This is a genomic window from Tepidimonas aquatica (assembly GCF_007556585.1).
GTDB lineage: Bacteria > Pseudomonadota > Gammaproteobacteria > Burkholderiales > Burkholderiaceae_C > Tepidimonas > Tepidimonas aquatica.
In genome coordinates, this window is sequence record NZ_VJNA01000033.1 from 14,802 (window position 1) to 30,427 (window position 15,626).

The following is a 15,626-nucleotide window of genomic DNA, read 5'->3' on the forward strand; positions in this document are numbered from 1 at the left end:
GTGCCATGACCGCGCACCACCGCTCACCTTGGACCCTCCCACAGCCGACGCGCCGCTGGGTGGCCGTGTGGTTGCGCAACCTGCTGGTCTGGCGCAAGTTGGCGATCCCGAGCCTGGTGGGCAACATCGCCGAGCCGCTGATCTGGCTGGTGGCGTTCGGCTATGGCATGGGCGCGCTGGTCGGCAGCGTGACGCTGACCTTGCCTGGGGGCGGCACGCAGCCGGTGCCGTATCTGGTGTTCCTGGCCAGCGGCAGCATCTGCATGAGCGCCATGAACGCGGCCACCTTCGAGGCGCTGTACTCGGCGTTTTCGCGCATGCACGTGCAAAAGACGTGGGACGGCATCCTCAACGCCCCGGTGACGCTGGACGACATCGTGCTGGCCGAGATGCTGTGGGCGGCGTTCAAGGCGCTGTTCACCGCCACCGCGATCCTGGGGGTGATGCTGGCGCTGGGCATCAGCCACAGCCCGAAATTGGCGCTGGCGTGGTTGGTGCTGGGTCTGACCGGCGTCACCTTTGCCAGCCTGGCGCTGATCTTCAACGCCCTGGCCAAGGGTTACGACTTTTTCACCTACTACTTCACGCTGTGGCTGACGCCGATGATGTTTGTGTCGGGGGTATTCTTCCCGCGCGAACAACTGCCCGGCTGGGTGCAGGCCGTGGGCAATGCGCTGCCGCTGACGCACGCCGTGCAGCTGGTGCGCCCGCTGTTTTTGGACCGCTGGCCTGCCGACGCAGGGGTGCATCTGGCGGTGCTGGCCGGCTACGCACTGGCGGCCTTTTGGGTGGCGCTGGCGCTGACGCGGCGGCGTTTTGCGCGCTGACGCGCCGCTGGCGGCCGTGGGGTCGCGCAGCCGGGGGCGCCGCACGCGGCCGCGGCGGCTTCAGGCCACGGCGGGTTGCGCCGCCACGTGCGGCAAACCCAGCGCATCCAGCGCTTGCGCCAGGTGCCCCACGGTGCGCTCGATGTGCAACAACTTCTCAAGCCCAAACAGGCCGACGCGGAAGGTGCGAAAGTCGGCCGGCTCACCGCACATCAGCGGCACGCCCGCCGCGGTTTGCAAGCCCACAGCCGCAAACTTTTTGCCGTTGGCGATGTCGGGATCGTCGGTGTAGCTGACCACCACACCCGGCGCCTGGTAGCCCGGCGCCGCCACGCTGCGTAGGCCCCGGGACTCGAACAAGGCGCGCACCCGCCGCCCCAGCTCGGCCTGCGCCGCTTGCAGCGCGGCCCAGCCATGGGCGCGGGTTTCGTGCATCGTGTCGCGCAAGCGCACCAGCGCGTCGGTGGGCATCGTCGTGTGGTACACGTGCCCGCCCTGCTCGTACGTCTCCATGACCTGCAGCCATTTTTTCAGGTCGCAGGCAAAACTGGTGCTCGTCGTGCCATCGAGGACTTCGCGCGCACGCTCGGACAGCATCACCATCGCACACGCGGGCGAACTGCTCCAACCCTTTTGCGGCGCCGAAATCAGCATATCGACGCCGGTCGCACGCATATCCACCCACATCGCGCCCGAGGCGATGCAGTCCAGCACGAACAGCCCACCGACGGCGTGCACGGCGTCGGCCACAGCGCGCAGGTAGGCGTCGGGCAGCATCATGCCGGCGGCCGTCTCCACATGCGGCGCAAACACCACCGCCGGGCGCACGGCCTGGATCGTCTGCACCACCTCGTCCAGCGGCGCGGGCACCCACGGCGCGTGGGGCGCATCGTCCACGCGGCGTGCGGTCAGCACATGGGCTTGCGACGGTATGACGCCCATGTCAAAGATCTGCGTCCAGCGGTAGCTGAACCAGCCGTTGCGCAGCACCAGCACGCGCTGGCCGGTGGCGAATTGCCGCGCCACCGCCTCCATGCCAAAGGTGCCGCTGCCGGGCACCAGCGCCACCGCGTGCGCACCGTAGACCTCGCGCAGCGTGGCGCTGATGTCGGTCATGACGCGCTGAAAGCGCCGCGACATGTGGTTGAGCGCCCGGTCGGTGTAGACGACCGAAAACTCGAGCAATCCGTCAGGGTCGACGTGGGGCAGCAAGCCAGGCATGGGTGGGGTCTCCTCGGCTCCTTGTGGATGGTTCGCGGCTCAGCATAGCACGCCGTGACGCCAAGCGTCGGCGGCGGCGCGCACCACCCCCTGGATGTTGCCGGTGCGCGCATGCACCGCACGCAGGTGGCTGGCGTGGTTGCCCAGCTTGGCGGCGACCTGCTCGATTTCAACCAACGCCGCCTCGCTGCCCAGCGCCTGCGTATGCGGTGCCAGCCGGCGCACCGTGGTCAAAACGTCTTCGCGGATCGACAACGCCTCGCGCGTGCGGGGGTGCACCATCGTGCCGTCCAAGCCAAACCGGCAGGCCTGGAAGCGGTTGTAGGTGTAGACGAGGTAGTCGTCCTCCTCGGGCGCTGGGTCCCCGCCCTCCAGCAGGTGGCGGCACAGGGCCTGCAGATAGGCCGCCAGCGCCGCCGCGCGCCCCACCGTCAGCGGGGTGTCGCACACACGCAGCTCGATCGTGCCGTACTCGGGCTTGGGGCGGATGTCCCAGTAAAAGTCCTTCATCGACTTGACCACGCCGGTCGCCTCCATCTTGCGGAAGTAACCCTGCTCGAAGTCGTCCCAGCGCAACACGAAGGGAGCGCGTCCGCTCAGCGGAAAGGCAAACACCGCGTTGAGGCGTGCCGAGTCGAACAGCGTGTCGACTCCCTGGAAAAACGGCGACGACGCCGACAGCGCGATGAAGTGCGGCACATAACGGTTGAGGGCGTGCAGCAAAAACAGCGCCTCGTCGGCCGAGCGGCAGCCGATGTGCACGTGCTGCCCAAACACCGTGAACTGCTTGGCCAGGTAGCCGTACAGGCCCGACAGTTGCTGAAAGCGCGGCTTGTCGAAAATGCGTTGCTCGAACCAGCGCTGAAACGGATGGGTGCCGCCGCCGGCCAGCTCGACGTTGAGGCGGTCGGCCGCCGCCACCAGCGTGTCGCGCACGGCGCGCAACTGCGCCAGCAGCTCCTCGTGGCGGGTGTGCACGCCGGTGGCGATTTCGATCATGCTTTGCGTCATCTCCGGCGTGACGCTGCCGGGGAAGGGGGCGCGGCGCAGCAACGCCAGCAAATCGTCCGCCCCCGGGGTCAGGTCCAGGTCGTAGGGGTTGACGATTTGCAGCTCCAGCTCCACCCCCATCGTCAGGGGTTCCGAGTGCTTGAACGGCTCCAATGGCATCGGTCACTCTCGGCGGATGGGGTGGGTGTGCGCTGTCTCGCGCGCCCAGCGCAGGGCCCATTGCGTCAGCAGTGGCCCCAGCAATTCCGTCAGCAGCAGCGCCGCCGCCAATTGCTGCAGCACGGCCGCCGCCGGCACCACGCCCAGCGCAACGCTGCGCTCTAGCAACAACAGGGTCAACACCGACATCGGCCACAACGCCACGCCCACCAAGGCCCCCTTGCGCACGGTGGTGCCGCTAGGCCATGCCACGGCCATGTTGCACGCCACCGGCACCAGCAGGCGCACCGCCAGCACCAGCGCCGCGACCCACCACACCTCGGCCTGCGCCAACGCCGGCCACGCGGTGCGCGACCCCACATAGAGGAACACAAACACCCCCAACACCCAGCCCAGCACGCCAAAGTCGCGCTGCACCGGCGGCATCACCGTCAGCCGTGCGCGCAGCACCACCCCCAGGCTGAGCGCGGCCAGCAGCGGTGACAGCTTCAGCGCGTCGGCCACCACCGTCAGCCACAACAGCGCCAGCGCGTAGCCCGCCGTGCTGGCGGCGGCACCGACGCTGTGCACGCCGCGCATCAGCGGCCCCAGCAACACAGCCAACGCCACCCCCAGCCCCACCGAGGCCACCAGCGCGTAGCCGCTGGCCAGCAGCGCCTGCAGCCCATCGCCGGCACTGACAAACCAGTAGGCGGTGACGGCCTTGACCAACACGACGGCCAGCGCCGACTGGATGGCCGCCTGGTGCAGCACGCGCTCGGTCACCTGCCCACCGGCGCGCACGTCGCTGACGACGCGCAGCAAGCTGGCCGGTGCCGCGGCCACCGCCACCGCCGCCAGCAACCAGCGCTGCGCGGGCGGCCAGCCCAACCACGCACCCAACGCCGCCACGGCCCCCCACATGGCCAGCCCCTGCACCACAGCCGCCGCCGCCACCCAGGGGTTGGCACGCAGCCACGCCAGACGGATGCGCCCGCCGAGCTCGAACAGCACCAACGCCAGCGCCAACTGCGCCAACAGCGCCAGCACTGTACCGTCGACCCACGTCGGCGACGGCGCCACCACGCTGGCCAGCAAGCCCACGGCGACGTAGACGCTCACCCGCGGCAGACCCCAGGCTTGCGCGCGCTCGCCCAGCCACCACGCCAGCCACAGCAAAGCGGGCCATGTCAACAACAACTGCACCGCGCGTCATCCTCCATCGTCAAGGCGGGGCTCAGGTGATGGGAGCGCAAAGCGCCCCGCGAGTTCAGCCAACCCCAGATCGTCCAAGATGCGCTGCAGCCGCAACGCCGCGCTGCGCTTGCCGCGCCCGGTGCGGCGCGCCAGGATCAACTCGTTTTTCAGCGAGTGCTCCCAGCCCACCAGTTCGGTCACCGTCACGTCGTAGCCCGCCGCCTCCAGCCGCAGGCAGCGCAGCACGTTGGTGACCTGGCTGCCAAACTCGCGCGTATGCAGCGGGTGGCGCCACAGCTCGGCCAGCGAGGTGCGCGCCAGCTGCAACGCCTTGCTGCGCCGCAGCGTCGCGGCCACCTCGGCTTGGCAGCAGGGCACGACGACGATGGCGCGGGCACGCCGCTGCAGCGCAAAGTCTAACGCGTCGTCGGTGGCGGTGTCGCAGGCATGCAGCGCGGTCACCACATCCACCTGTGCCGGCAGCGTTTGCATGGCTTGGCGCACCGTGGCCGCCACGAAGTGCATGCGCGCAAACCCCAGCTGCGCCGCCAACGCCTGCGCGCGCTGCACCAGCTCGGCGCGCGCTTCCACCCCCCACACGGTGCCAACGCCACGCGCGGCCAGCAGCCGGTCGTACAGCAAAAAACCCAGGTACGACTTGCCCGCCCCGTGGTCCACCACGGTGACGTCACCGCGGGCAGCCAGCGCATCGTCCAACAGCGGTTCGATGAAACGCAGCAAGTGGTTGACCTGCTTGAGCTTGCGGCGCGTGTCCTGGTTGAGGCGGCCGTCGCGCGTCAGGATGTGCAGCGCCTTGAGCAACTCGATCGATTGACCGGGCCGCAGCTCGGCCAACACGTCCGGCGGCAAGGCCGGGGCAGAGGCTTGTTTCATGCCGGCATCGTAGCCCATCGTGTCGCCGATGCTGCTGCCCCCCTTGCAGACCCGGCGTGGCCGATGCATCATCGTGACCGAGCCCCTCCCGCGGGCCGACGGAGCCCCAAGCATGAGCACCCGCGTTGTTTACGTGGACCCGACCGAGACGCGCATGCGTCGCTACCCCACGAAGGTCATCAACATCCTGGGCGGCCCAGGCTGTGACAAGTCGCTGTACTCGTCGGCCGTCGTGCTGAAGATGCACCTGCGCCACAAGACGGTGGAGTGGGTGCCGGAGGTGGCCAAAATGCACGTGTGGGCCGGCGACGTCGAGGTCCTGCGCAACCAGTACGGACTGGCGCAACAACAGTACCGCATGCTGCTGGCGCTGGATGGGCAGGTGCAGTACTTGGTGACCGAAGGGGGGCTACCGCAGCTGCTGTACTACAACGAAAAATACCCCGACAACATCTGCGACGTGGCCAAGACCAAAGCCCAAATCCAGGCCTGGATGAAGCGCTTCGAGCACATCAACGTCTTTGCCCAGCGCGACCCCGACAAGCCCTACGTGCAGGCCGGCCGGCTGCAAGACGAGCTGCGCGCGCGCGAGATGGACTACGACATGCGCAATTTTTACAGCGCTGCCGGCATCCACTACACGCTGCTGCCACCCGACCACCGCGCGATCATCGAGTGGGCGGGCACGCTTCCCTGACCCCTGCCTCAGTTGCGTGCGTGCGCCACCGTCAGCGCTTGCACGCCTTCGAGCGCGCGCAACCGACGCACGACGTCGGGGATCGACACCTCGGTGCCCAGGCGACGCGCCACCATCACGAAGTGCCACTGGCTGGCGTCGGGCCCCTCTTCCACGCGCAAGGTGCCCACGGCCATCTGGAAGCCCCACTCCTCCAGCGCGGCGCGCAGCTCTTCGCCCGAGGGATGCTCGCGCGGCGCAAACTGCAGCGTCACCGCCAACGCCGACAGCGCCGGCAAGCGCGCCTCCATCCAGCCGCCCCACATCATCAGCGCCGCGGTCAGCAGCGCCAGCAGGATCGCGGTGGCGTAAAAACCCATGCCCACCAACACCCCGATGCCCGCGGTGGCCCAAATCGACGCGGCGGTGGACAGGCCGCTGATGTTGAAGCCGTCGCGCATAATGACGCCGGCCCCGAGAAAACCGATGCCGGTCACGATGCCCTGCACGACGCGCGTGGGGTCCACTGGCGCCATCGGCACCGTGCGCGCCAACCCCCACCAGTAGTCTGGGAAGGCCACAAACGCGGTCAGCGCCGCCGAGGCCATGCAAACGATGCCGTAGGTGCGCATGCCCGCCGCGCGGCTGTGGTACGCGCGCTCGTAGCCGACCAGCAGACCCAGCAGCAGCGCCCCCAACAGGTTGGCAAACAGCAGCAGGTTGGCCTGCAATACCGGCAGGGACCAATAACGGTCCCACAACGACAGGGTGGTGTCCACGCGCGCCCTCGCAAGCGTTATCCAATGGTGTCCATGCGCCATCTTACGCCCGCGCGGCGCGGGCGGCGACGAACCACCACCAGCCCACGCCGTCAGGCCAGCAGCGCACTGACGCGCTTGACGTAGCCGGCCGGGTCCTCGGGCATGCCGCCTTCGGCCAGCAACGCCTGATCGAACAGCACCTGGGCCAGGTCGTCGAAGCGCGCGTGACCGTCGAGCTTACGCACCAACGGGTGCTCGGGGTTGATCTCCAGGATCGGCTTGATCTCCGGCACCTTCTGGCCGGCAGCCTTCAGCAGCCGCGCCAGCTGCATCGAGTACTCGCCGTCTTCAACCACCAGGCACGCCGGCGAATCGACCAGACGCGCCGACACCCGCACGTCCTTGGCTTTGTCCTTGAGCGTGTCGCGCAGACGCTGCAGCAGCGGCTTGAGCGCCTCGGCCGCCTGCTCGGTCTTTTTCTTTTCTTCTTCGTCTTGCAGCTTGCCCAGGTCCACCGCCCCTTTGGCCACGCTGCGCAGCGGCGTGCCGTCGAAATCGTGCAAAAACTGCAGCATCCACTCATCGACGCGGTCGGTCATGAACAGCACTTCGATGCCCTTTTGGCGGAACACCTCCAGCTGCGGGCTGTTCTTGGCCGCGGCCAGCGACTCGGCCGTCAGGTAGTAGATGGCCTCTTGCCCCTCCTTCATGCGCGCCTTGTAGTCGGCCAGGCCGACGCTGGGCGTGTCGCTGTGGGTGGAGGCAAAGCGCAGCAGCTTGGCCAAGCGCTCGCGGTTGGCAAAGTCCTCGCCCAGACCCTCCTTGAGCACGCTGCCAAACTCGGCCCAAAAGCGGCTGTACTTGCCGGCGTCGGCTTCGGCCCGCTTTTTCTCGTCGTCGCTCAGGCGCTCCCAGTCCTCGCCGGTGGGCAGGCGGTCCTTGGCGGCCAGGTCTTCCAACATGCTGAGCACGCGGCGCGTGTTGCCCTCGCGGATGGCACGCACGTCGCGGCTTTCTTGCAGCAGCTCGCGGCTGACGTTGAGCGGCAGGTCGGCCGAATCCACCACCCCCTTGACCCAACGCAGGTACACCGGCATCAGCGCCTCGGCGTCGTCCATGATGAACACGCGCCGCACGTACAGCTTGACGCCGCCGCGCTTGTCGCGGTTCCACAGGTCCACTGGCGCCTTGGCCGGGATGTACAGCAGCTGCGTGTACTCGGTGCTGCCCTCGACGCGGTGGTGCGCCCACGCCAGTGGGGGCTCGTCGTCGTAGGCGAGGTTTTTGTAAAACTCGATGTACTGCTCGTCGGTGATGTCCTTCTTGGCGCGCGTCCACAGGGCGCTGGCGGTGTTGACCTGCTCCCACTCGTCCAACAGCACGTACTCGCCCTTGTCCTTGTCCCATTGCTCCTTGGGCATCAGGATCGGCAGGCTGATGTGGTCGGAGTATTTGCTGATGATGGACTTGAGCTTCCAGCGGCTCAGGTACTCGCTGGCGTCGTCGCGCAGGTGCAGGATGACGCTGGTGCCGCGCGCCGCGCGCGTGATGGCTTCGGTGGTGAATTGGCCAGTGCCGTCGCTGGTCCAGCGCACGCCCTGCTCGGGCGGCAAGCCGGCGCGGCGGCTTTCCACCGTGATGCGGCCAGCCACGATGAACCCGGAGTAAAAGCCGACCCCGAACTGCCCGATCAGTTGCGCGTCCTTTTTCTGGTCACCGGAGAGGCGCTGCAAAAACTCGCGCGTGCCGCTTTTGGCGATGGTGCCCAGGTGTTCAATGGCCTCGGCCTCGCTCATGCCGATGCCGTTGTCGGTGATGGTGATGGTCTTGGCGGCTTTGTCGAAGGTGACGCGGATCTCCAGGTTGGGCGCATCCTCGTACAGCGAGGCGTCGGCCAGCGCCTCGAAGCGCAACTTGTCGCACGCGTCCGACGCGTTGGAGACCAGCTCGCGCAAAAAGATGTCCTTGTTGGAGTACAGCGAGTGCGTCACGAGGTGCAGCAGCTGCGCCACCTCGGCTTGGAAGGCATGGGTGTGTTGGGTCATGGTCGTTGGCAACAATCGGTAGGGTGTCGCAAGCCGGGCTGCGTCCATGCGGGCCGCTGCGCAACCCAGCGCGGCGCAGATGGGGGCGGCGGGGTCGATTTCAAGGCGTCCCGTCAGCAGCAACACAGCCGCTGACCGCCTCATCATGCCTGAACACGCTCAGACCGGCCCGTCGCTGCCGGCTCGGCGCAGCGCCGCCAGGTCGAGCACACGCAACCCCCCGTACTCGACCGCAATGGCCCCCTGCCGCTCCCAGTGCGCCAGCGCCTGGTTGACGCGCTGGCGCGACAGCCCCACCAGGTAGGCCAGCTCCTGCTGCGTGATGCGCAGCACCTGCCCCACCCCGGGAAACAGCCCCGGGTGGAACAGGTTGGCCAGGCTGCGCGCCACGCGCACGTCGGGGTCGCTGATGCGGTCGATTTCGCGCGCGGCGATGAATTGCCCCAGCCGCTCGTTGAGCTGATGCATCACAAAGCGGTTGAAGGCGATCGAGTTGTCCAGCAGCCAGTGGAATGTGTCGATCGGCAAGCCCGCCACACGGCTGCGCCGCAGCGCCTGCACGTTGTAGCGGTACGCCTCGCGCTTGAGCGCGGTGCCCTCGCCAAACCACCCGCCCGGCGCCAGCCCGGTGAACGTCATGATGGGACCGCGGCTGTCGTCGTTGCTCATCTTGAGCAGCCCGTCGATCAACCCCAGCCAGTATGTCGCCGGCCGCCCGACGCGGCAAATGTAGTCACCCGGCTCGGCCTCGCTGACCATCAGGGTCTCGCGGGCGCGGCTGCGGGCGTCCGCTTCCAACCCATGCAGCCAAGGGATCGAAGCCAGCTCGGCGTCGGTCAGCGGGCGCGCGCGTTGGCGCAAACGGTTGGCGGTGGGGCTCACGGACATCATTCTCCGGCCGCCAATCTTGGCGTGCCCTCGCCAGCGCCGCGACCGCGACCTAGGGTTAATCCCAATCAGGGTGAACCCTAAATTGTCCACACAAGGACAAAAAAACGTCAAATGTCGGCGTACAGTGCATCGCAAGACGGCCACACGGCCCCATCAGCGGGCACAGCCGCGCCCCAAGGAGACCCCATGCGCACGACGTTTCCGCGCTTGTTGATCCGCCACGCCCAGGCGCGCCCCGACGCGCCGGCGATGCGCGAAAAGGAATACGGCATTTGGCAAGTCACCACCTGGCGCCAGATGCTGCAGCGCGTGCAGCACATCGCCGCCGGCCTGCACCAGTTGGGCTTGCGCCGCGGCGAACACCTGGTCGTGATCGGCAACAACCGCCCCAGCCTGTACGCCGCCATGCTGGCCACGCAGGCGCTGGGCGGCATCCCTGTGCCGCTGTACCAAGACGCCGTGGCGGCCGAGTGCGTGTTTCCCATCAACAACGCCGAGGTGCGCTTCGCCGTCGTCGAAGATCAGGAGCAGGTGGACAAGCTGCTCGAAATACGGCCGCAGTGTCCGCAGCTCGAGCACATCCTGTTTGACGACCCGCGCGGGCTGCGCCACTACGACCACCCGGGGCTGGCCGGGTTGGCCGAGGTCGAAGCGGCCGGCGCGGTGTTTTGCCGCGAGCACCCCGAGTTTTTCGACGAGCAAGTCGAGCTCGGTCAACCCGACGATGTGGCCGCGATGTTTTTCACCTCCGGGACCACCGGCCACCCCAAGGGCGTGGTGCACACCCACCACACACTGCTCAACCGCGCGGAGGTCGGCGCCAAATTCGACCGCCTGACCGAGCGCGAGGAGGTGCTGGCCTACCTGCCGTTGGCGTGGATCGGCCAAAACATCTTCAGTTACGCGCAGTGGCTGGCCTGCGGCTACGTGGTCAACTGCCCGGAGTCGTCGTCGACCGTGATGATCGACCTCAAGGAAATCGGGCCGACCTACTACTTCGCCCCGCCGCGCATCTTCGAGAGCATGCTCACCAACGTCATGATCCGCATGGAGGACGCCGGGCGGCTCAAGCGCGCGATGTTCCACACCTTCATGGACGTGGCGCGGCGCATCGGCCCCCGGCTGATGGACGGCCAACCGGTCGGGCTGGGCCAGCGGCTGCTGTACGCGCTGGGCAACGTGCTGGTGTACGGGCCGCTGCGCAACAACCTGGGCTTTTCGCGCGTGCGGGTGGCGTACACGGCCGGCGAGGCCATCGGCCCGGACCTGTTCACCTTCTATCGCTCGATCGGCATCAACCTCAAGCAGCTCTACGGCTCGACCGAAACCGCGGTGTTCGTGTGCCTGCAGCCCGACCACGAGGTCAAGGCCGACACCGTGGGTGTGCCGTGCGAGGGGGTCGAAATCAAGCTGTCCGACAGCGGCGAAATCCTGGTGCGCTCGCCCGGGCTGCTCAAGGAGTACTACAAAAACCCCAAGGCCACCGCCGAAGTGCTGGATGCCGACGGCTGGTACCACACCAGCGACGCCGGCTTCATCGACGCCAGCGGCCACCTCAAGATCATCGACCGCGTCAAGGACGTGGGCCGGCTGCGCGGTGGCGCGCACGACGGCGCCATGTTCGCGCCGAAGTACGTCGAAAACAAGCTCAAGTTTTTCTCGTACATCAAGGAGGCGGTGGCGTTCGGCGACGGGCGCGACAAGGTGTGCGCGATGATCAACATCGACTTCGAGGCGGTGGGCAACTGGGCCGAAAAGCGTGGCCTGCCCTACGCCGGCTACACCGACCTGGCCGGCAAACCCGAGGTGTACGCGCTGATCCAGGAATGCGTCGAAAAGGTCAACGCCGACCTCAGTCGCGACCAGATGCTGTCGGGCAGCCAGATCCACCGCTTCCTGATCCTGCACAAAGAGCTCGACGCCGACGATGGCGAGCTCACCCGCACCAACAAGGTGCGTCGCGGCTTCATCGGCGAAAAGTACGCCGTGCTGGTCGATGCGCTGTACGGCGGCAAGACTGAGCAATTCATCGAAACGCAGGTCAAGTTCGAAGACGGCCGCACCGGCTCCATCAGCGCCACGCTGCGCATCGCCGACGCCAAGACCTTCGCGCCGCTGCAGCAGGCGGCCTGACGCCACGGCACCGCAGTCCCGAGGAACCAACCCATGGCCCAACGCAAGATCGGTGACGTCATCCTGGATGTGCGCAACATCAGCCTGCGCTTTGGCGGCGTCAAGGCGCTGACCGACATCTCGTTCGATGTGCGCGAGCACGAAATCCGCGCCATCATCGGCCCCAACGGCGCGGGCAAGTCGTCGATGCTCAACTGCATCAACGGCGTGTACACCCCGCAGGAGGGTTCGATCACCTTCCGCGGCCAGACGTTTGCGCACATGAACAGCCGCCAGGTGGCCGAAATGGGCATCGCGCGCACCTTCCAGAACCTGGCGCTGTTCAAAGGCATGAGTGTGCTGGACAACATCATGACCGGGCGCAACCTGCGCATCAAGAGCAACCTGTTCTTGCAGGCGCTGCGCGTCGGGCCGGCCGAGCGTGAGGAGATCGAGCACCGCGAAAAGGTCGAGCGCATCATCGACTTCCTCGAAATCCAGGCCTACCGCAAAACCCCGGTGGGCCAATTGCCCTACGGCTTGCAAAAGCGCGTGGACCTGGGCCGTGCGCTGGCGATGGAGCCGCAGGTGCTGCTGCTGGACGAGCCGATGGCCGGCATGAACGTCGAGGAAAAGCAGGACATGTGCCGCTTCATCCTCGACGTCAACGACGAGTTTGGCACCACCATCGTGTTGATCGAGCACGACATGGGGGTGGTGATGGACATCTCGGACCGCGTCGTCGTGCTGGACTACGGCAAAAAGATCGGCGACGGCACGCCCGACGAGGTGCGCAACAACGAAGACGTCATCCGCGCCTACCTGGGCACGAGCCACTGAAGGAGTGCAATCCCCATGGCCTTCTTTCTCGAAACCGTCTTTGGCGGCCTGATGTCGGGCATGTTGTATGCCCTGGTGGCACTCGGCTTCGTTCTCATCTTCAAGGCCTCCGGCGTGTTCAACTTCGCCCAGGGCGCGATGGTGCTGTTTGCCGCCCTGGCGATGGCGCGCTTTGCCGAGTGGTATCCCCAGTGGTTCGGCTTCGACAGCCTGCTGCTGGCCAACGTGCTGGCCTTTGCCACCGCAGCGCTGATCATGTTCGCGGTGGCCTGGTTGATCGAGGCGCTGGTGCTGCGCCACCTGGTCAACCAAGAAGGCGCCACGTTACTGATGGCCACGCTGGGTATCACCTATTTCATGGACGGGCTGGGGCAGACCCTGTTTGGCAGCGACATCTACCAGATCAACATCGGCATGCCCAAAGACCCCGTCTTTTTATTCGAAAACACGTTCGAGGGTGGCATCCTCATCAACAAAGAAGATCTGATCGCCGCCGGCATTGCCGCAGCGCTGGTGGCGGCACTGTCGCTGTTCTTCCAAAAAACCAGCACCGGGCGCGCTCTGCGCGCGGTGGCCGACGACCACCAGGCCGCGCAGTCGATCGGCATTCCGCTGAACCGCATCTGGGTCATCGTGTGGTGCGTGGCCGGGATCGTGGCGCTGGTGGCCGGCATGATTTGGGGCTCCAAGCTCGGCGTGCAGTTTTCGCTGTCCACCGTGGCGCTGCGCGCGCTGCCCGTCATCATCCTCGGCGGCCTGACCTCGGTGCCGGGCGCCATCGTCGGCGGCCTCATCATCGGCGTCGGCGAAAAGCTCTCCGAGGTCTACCTGGGGCCCTACGTCGGTGGCGGCATCGAGATCTGGTTTGCCTACGTACTGGCGCTGGTGTTCCTGCTGTTTCGCCCCCAGGGTCTGTTCGGCGAAAAGATCATCGACCGCGTCTGAACCCCGCACGGCCCCCCGCAACCCCCACACCCCACCGCCATCGACCGGAGACGAAGACCGTGTTCTACCGCGAAAACGGACAGTTCAAGACCACCTACCGGGAGGATCAACAGATCTTTCCGATCGCCCAAGACCGCTGGGCCATTGGCGCGCTGATCGTATTCGCCTTCGTCGGCGTGCCCCTGCTGGCCGACGAATATCTGTTCCGCGCCATTCTGATTCCTTTTTTGATCTTGGCCTTGGCGGCCATTGGCGTCAACCTGCTGGTGGGCTACTGCGGGCAGATTTCGCTTGGCTCGGGCGCCTTCATGGCAGTGGGCGCCTACATGGCCTACAACGCCTTCACCCGCATCGATGGCATGCCGCTGATCGCGGCGCTGCTGATCGGTGGCTTGTGCGCCACCGTGGTGGGCATGTTCTTCGGCATCCCCAGCTTGCGCGTCAAAGGGCTATATCTGGCGGTGGCGACGCTGGCCGCACAGTTCTTCTGCGACTGGGCATTCCTGCGCATCGGCTGGTTCACCAACTACACGCCGTCGGGTTCGGTGTCGGTGTCGAACTTGAGCGTTCTGGGTTGGCGCATCGATACCCCCGCCGAAAAATACCTGTTCTGCCTGAGTTTCGTTGCCGTGTTTGCCCTGCTGGCGAAAAACTTGGTGCGCTCGGCCATCGGGCGTGAGTGGATGGCGATCCGCGACATGGACGTGGCCGCCGCGGTGATCGGCATTCGCCCGATGTACGCCAAGCTGTCGGCGTTCGCAGTGAGTTCCTTCATCATCGGCGTGGCGGGAGCCCTGTGGGGGTTCGTGCACCTGGGTTCCTGGGAGCCCGCAGCGTTCAGCGTCGACCGCTCTTTTCAGCTGTTGTTCATGGTCATCATCGGTGGCCTGGGCTCGATCATGGGCAGCTTCTTCGGTGCCGCCTTCATCGTCGTGTTGCCCATTTTTCTCAACCAATTTCTGCCCTGGCTCGGCGCACTGGTCGGATGGGAGATCTCGACCGCCACCGTCTCGCACGCCGAGCACATGATCTTTGGCGCTCTGATCGTCTGGTTCCTCATCGTCGAGCCCCACGGCCTGGCCAAGCTGTGGAGCATCGGCAAACAGAAGCTGCGCCTTTGGCCATTTCCACACTGATCGCCAGTGTGCATCTCTTTCCCCACCCGTGCTTCCAACCTGAAGGAGACAGACCATGAAGCTACGTTCGACCGTCCTCGCCGCCGCCACCGCAGCGGCCGCCCTGTCCAGCGCGCTGGTGGGCCCCGCCGCCTACGCGCAGGCCAAAGAACAGTTTTTCCCTGTACTGGTGTACCGCACGGGGGCATACGCCCCCAATGGGGTTCCCTGGGCCAACGGCTTCGTCGACTACCTCAAACTCACCAACGCACGCGGGGGCATCAACGGCGTCAAGGTCAGCTGGGAAGAGTGCGAAACCGGCTATGCCACCGACCGCGGGGTCGAGTGCTACGAGCGCCTCAAAGGCAAAAACGGCGGGGCCACGATGTTCCACCCGCTTTCGACTGGCATCACCTTCGCCCTGACCGAAAAGGCACCCGTGGACAAGATCCCGCTCGTCACCGCGGGCTACGGCCGCAGTGAATCACAAGACGGCGGCGTGTTCAAGTGGAACTTCCCACTGGCGGGCACATACTGGGTCGCGGCCGACGTGCTAATCCAGCACATTGCGAAGCAAGAGGGCGGCTTCGACAAGCTCAAGGGCAAGAAAATCGCTCTGGTCTACCACGACAGCCCGTTTGGCAAAGAGCCAATTCCGTTGCTGCAGGAACGCGCGGCGATGCACGGCTATCAGCTCAGCTTGCTGCCGGTGGCGCCCCCCGGGGTCGAACAAAAGGCCACGTGGCTGCAAATCCGCCAGCAACGCCCTGACTACGTAGTCGCCCCTGAAATATTCATAACAGCATGATTTTTCTTGTGTTATTGTCTGTTTGCGAGTACAATTTCCCCCAGATTTGATGGTCTGATGCGCCGTTTTCTGGGAGTTTTGCGATGTTTGCCTGCCCCGCCACCGAGGACTTCTTCCGCGCCCGGCTCGATCAGATGATCGACCT

General features: G+C 66.2%; 13 protein-coding genes and 1 pseudogene. 7 read left to right on the forward strand and 7 right to left on the reverse strand.

Going from position 1 to position 15,626, the window contains the following annotated elements; genetic code table 11:
- The first annotated feature begins 5 nt into the window (after nucleotides 1-5).
- Nucleotides 6-827 carry an ABC transporter permease gene (locus Taqua_RS11095; protein WP_144326710.1) on the forward strand — a complete coding sequence of 274 codons (822 nt, stop codon included), beginning with the start codon at nucleotides 6-8 and terminating at the stop codon, nucleotides 825-827.
- Nucleotides 828-887: 60 nt separating this feature from the next.
- On the opposite strand, the gene Taqua_RS11100 is transcribed toward Taqua_RS11095, so the two are convergent.
- From Taqua_RS11100 to Taqua_RS11115, 4 genes are read right to left on the reverse strand one after another with little or no spacing between them, the layout of a single operon-like run.
- Complete coding sequence (locus Taqua_RS11100) at nucleotides 888-2,048, reverse strand: aminotransferase class V-fold PLP-dependent enzyme (protein WP_144326711.1); 1,161 nt, start codon at nucleotides 2,046-2,048, stop codon at nucleotides 888-890.
- A gap of 39 nt (nucleotides 2,049-2,087) precedes the next feature.
- Complete coding sequence (locus Taqua_RS11105; protein WP_144326712.1) at nucleotides 2,088-3,218, reverse strand: YbdK family carboxylate-amine ligase; 1,131 nt, start codon at nucleotides 3,216-3,218, stop codon at nucleotides 2,088-2,090.
- Between the two features lie 3 nt (nucleotides 3,219-3,221).
- Entirely contained in the window at nucleotides 3,222-4,403 is a 1,182-nt protein-coding gene (locus Taqua_RS11110) for a cation:proton antiporter domain-containing protein (protein ID WP_144326713.1), read from the reverse strand.
- A gap of 6 nt (nucleotides 4,404-4,409) precedes the next feature.
- Nucleotides 4,410-5,288 carry a class I SAM-dependent methyltransferase gene (locus tag Taqua_RS11115; protein ID WP_144326714.1) on the reverse strand — a complete coding sequence of 293 codons (879 nt, stop codon included), beginning with the start codon at nucleotides 5,286-5,288 and terminating at the stop codon, nucleotides 4,410-4,412.
- A gap of 112 nt (nucleotides 5,289-5,400) precedes the next feature.
- Here Taqua_RS11115 and Taqua_RS11120 point away from each other — a divergent pair, with 112 nt between their 5' ends.
- Nucleotides 5,401-5,985 carry a DEAD/DEAH box helicase family protein gene (locus Taqua_RS11120; protein WP_144326715.1) on the forward strand — a complete coding sequence of 195 codons (585 nt, stop codon included), beginning with the start codon at nucleotides 5,401-5,403 and terminating at the stop codon, nucleotides 5,983-5,985.
- Nucleotides 5,986-5,993: 8 nt separating this feature from the next.
- Here Taqua_RS11120 and Taqua_RS11125 read toward each other — a convergent pair whose 3' ends face one another.
- From Taqua_RS11125 to Taqua_RS11135, 3 genes are all read right to left on the reverse strand, one after another.
- The gene (locus Taqua_RS11125) at nucleotides 5,994-6,743 is read right to left on the reverse strand and encodes an MgtC/SapB family protein (RefSeq protein ID WP_246094700.1); all 750 of its coding nucleotides are present in this window, start codon (nucleotides 6,741-6,743) and stop codon (nucleotides 5,994-5,996) included.
- Between the two features lie 92 nt (nucleotides 6,744-6,835).
- Complete coding sequence (gene htpG / locus Taqua_RS11130; RefSeq protein ID WP_144326717.1) at nucleotides 6,836-8,770, reverse strand: molecular chaperone HtpG; 1,935 nt, start codon at nucleotides 8,768-8,770, stop codon at nucleotides 6,836-6,838.
- Nucleotides 8,771-8,929: 159 nt separating this feature from the next.
- On the reverse strand, nucleotides 8,930-9,652 hold the full coding sequence (locus tag Taqua_RS11135; RefSeq protein WP_425472595.1) for a Crp/Fnr family transcriptional regulator: 723 nt from the start codon (nucleotides 9,650-9,652) through the stop codon (nucleotides 8,930-8,932).
- Between the two features lie 195 nt (nucleotides 9,653-9,847).
- On the opposite strand from Taqua_RS11135, the gene Taqua_RS11140 reads away from it, so the two are divergent.
- The 5 genes and pseudogenes from Taqua_RS11140 to Taqua_RS11160 all read left to right on the forward strand — a co-directional run.
- A complete protein-coding gene (locus Taqua_RS11140; RefSeq protein ID WP_144326718.1) occupies nucleotides 9,848-11,794 on the forward strand; it encodes an AMP-dependent synthetase/ligase in 1,947 nt (648 codons plus the stop codon).
- A 33-nt stretch (nucleotides 11,795-11,827) separates the two neighbouring features.
- Entirely contained in the window at nucleotides 11,828-12,613 is a 786-nt protein-coding gene (locus Taqua_RS11145) for an ABC transporter ATP-binding protein (RefSeq protein ID WP_132962400.1), read from the forward strand.
- A gap of 15 nt (nucleotides 12,614-12,628) precedes the next feature.
- Nucleotides 12,629-13,558, forward strand: coding sequence for a branched-chain amino acid ABC transporter permease (locus tag Taqua_RS11150; protein ID WP_144326719.1), 930 nt, complete (start codon nucleotides 12,629-12,631; stop codon nucleotides 13,556-13,558).
- A 59-nt stretch (nucleotides 13,559-13,617) separates the two neighbouring features.
- Nucleotides 13,618-14,694 (forward strand): branched-chain amino acid ABC transporter permease, encoded by a 1,077-nt coding sequence (locus Taqua_RS11155; protein ID WP_144326720.1) that lies wholly within the window; start codon nucleotides 13,618-13,620, stop codon nucleotides 14,692-14,694.
- 55 nt (nucleotides 14,695-14,749) lie between these two features.
- Nucleotides 14,750-15,454, forward strand: a pseudogene (locus Taqua_RS11160) (ABC transporter substrate-binding protein); the annotation flags it as partial.
- Nucleotides 15,455-15,626: the final 172 nt, after the last annotated feature.

What these genes read in the sequence shown, in the direction of transcription:
- Taqua_RS11095 (WP_144326710.1), top strand. Translation starts at nt 6, where the DNA reads ATGACCGCGCACCACCGCTCACCTTGGACCCTCCCACAGCCGACGCGC.
- Taqua_RS11100 (WP_144326711.1), bottom strand. Translation starts at nt 2,048, where the DNA reads ATGCCTGGCTTGCTGCCCCACGTCGACCCTGACGGATTGCTCGAGTTT.
- Taqua_RS11105 (WP_144326712.1), bottom strand. Translation starts at nt 3,218, where the DNA reads ATGCCATTGGAGCCGTTCAAGCACTCGGAACCCCTGACGATGGGGGTG.
- Taqua_RS11115 (WP_144326714.1), bottom strand. Translation starts at nt 5,288, where the DNA reads ATGAAACAAGCCTCTGCCCCGGCCTTGCCGCCGGACGTGTTGGCCGAG.
- Taqua_RS11120 (WP_144326715.1), top strand. Translation starts at nt 5,401, where the DNA reads ATGAGCACCCGCGTTGTTTACGTGGACCCGACCGAGACGCGCATGCGT.
- htpG (WP_144326717.1), bottom strand. Translation starts at nt 8,770, where the DNA reads ATGACCCAACACACCCATGCCTTCCAAGCCGAGGTGGCGCAGCTGCTG.
- Taqua_RS11140 (WP_144326718.1), top strand. Translation starts at nt 9,848, where the DNA reads ATGCGCACGACGTTTCCGCGCTTGTTGATCCGCCACGCCCAGGCGCGC.
- Taqua_RS11145 (WP_132962400.1), top strand. Translation starts at nt 11,828, where the DNA reads ATGGCCCAACGCAAGATCGGTGACGTCATCCTGGATGTGCGCAACATC.
- Taqua_RS11150 (WP_144326719.1), top strand. Translation starts at nt 12,629, where the DNA reads ATGGCCTTCTTTCTCGAAACCGTCTTTGGCGGCCTGATGTCGGGCATG.